This window comes from Streptomyces sp. NPDC005393 (assembly GCF_040606675.1).
Taxonomy (GTDB): domain Bacteria; phylum Actinomycetota; class Actinomycetes; order Streptomycetales; family Streptomycetaceae; genus Streptomyces.
In genome coordinates, this window is record NZ_JBEXFG010000138.1 from 1 (window position 1) to 1500 (window position 1500).

Below are 1500 nucleotides of genomic sequence, written 5' to 3' on the forward strand. Positions count from 1 at the left end.
CAACGCCGTTCAGTTAGGGCGGGGCTGGGGGTGTCAAGGGCCGCTCGTGAGCATGGCGATGCTGATGGTGGCTTTGTACGTGGTGCGGTCGATGGCGGGTCCGCGTGCGTTGTATTTGGAGATCGCGCGTTTGACGATGCGGTCCTTGGTGCGGACCCGCCGGGCCGGTAGGAGGTGGGCCAGGATGCGACGGCCGATGGTGCCGACGAGGTCGATGTCGGTGCCGGGGATGACGCCGGCGGCCAGGACGAGCTGGTCTCGGGCGGCGGTGAGGGCAGTGGTGAAGCCGGCCCGGTCCGGGTCGGTGCCCGGGACGCTGTCGGTGGCGTCGGTCATTGCGGTGCGCAATGCCTGGTAGGCGGTCAGCAGGGCCCAGACCTCTTGCTCGATGCCGTCCGGGGTGCGGGCCCGCAGGACGCGCCCGCCCAGGATCGTGGACTTCAGCTCCGCATAGGCCGTCTCGATCTCCCAGCGCTCGTGGTAGAGCCGGACGAGTTCGCCGGCCGGGTAGGTGGCGGGGTCGGTGAGGGTGGTCAGCAGCCGGTAGTGGCCGGTGCGTGTGCCTTGAGCGGTGCGGATGGTGATCTCGGCGTTGATGACACGCATGGTCAGCGTTCCGATGCGGGTCAGTGTCGAGCCGTCGCGGCAGCGGGCCACCGTTGGCAGGTTCCGGTTGGCCTTGCAGCGCACGAGCAGATCGGCGCCGGTGGCGGCCATCTGGTTCAGCAGTGCGGCGGCGGCGAAGTTCCGGTCGCCCAGCAGCAGCATCCCGGCCTGAAGGTCCACCGCCAGCCGGCGGGCGTACTCCAGCTCGCCGGTCGCGGCTGAACCGAACACGGCCCCGATCACCGAACGTGTCCCGCAGGCCACCAGCGCGGCCAGACGCAGCTGCGGATAGCCCGAGATCCCGTTGCCGAGCCGTTGGCGGGCGAACACCGCAAGGTTGGCCGGACAGTCCGGAACCGACAGCAGGGTGCCGTCGACCGCAACGATTCTCAAACCCCGCCACCGCCCGGCGGCAGCGGTCGTGGCCGCAGGTCCGCTCACCAGGTCAAACAGTGCCTTCATCGGTGTCGGCCCCAGCCGCTGCCGCGCTTGGCGAAGAGCGCTGCCGCTGGGCCGAACCGCTGCCAGGCCCGACAGCCCGGCACGCAACCGGTCGAAGACCTGCCGGTAGCCCAGCCCGTTGAAGAGCGCTCCGGCCAGCAGCAGGTAGACCGTGACCCGCGCCGGCAGCAGACGGATCCTGCGCTGCACCGCACCGGTCTCCGCCAGCACCTCGTCGACCATCTCGAACGGGATGATCCGGGTCAGCTCACCGATATGCCCCGGCGCGAACACCCCGGCCGCTACCCCGACCGTCCTGGTTATGGCAGCCTGTTCCAACAGCGGAGCTCCTGTAGTGAGGATGTCTTGGAGGACAAACCTCTTCTACAGCAGCTCCGCTGCCTCGTTCACCAGCCTTGACGAACAGTCCCCACGCCTAACTGAACGGCGTTG

1 protein-coding gene is annotated in these 1500 nt (G+C 69.1%); it reads right to left on the bottom strand.

Annotated features, from left to right (window positions below; genetic code table 11):
* Positions 1–33 precede the first annotated feature (33 nt).
* The gene (locus ABZS71_RS35615; RefSeq protein WP_356217013.1) at positions 34–1386 is read right to left on the bottom strand and encodes an IS4 family transposase; all 1353 of its coding nucleotides are present in this window, start codon (positions 1384–1386) and stop codon (positions 34–36) included.
* Between the last annotated feature and the right edge of the window lie 114 nt (positions 1387–1500).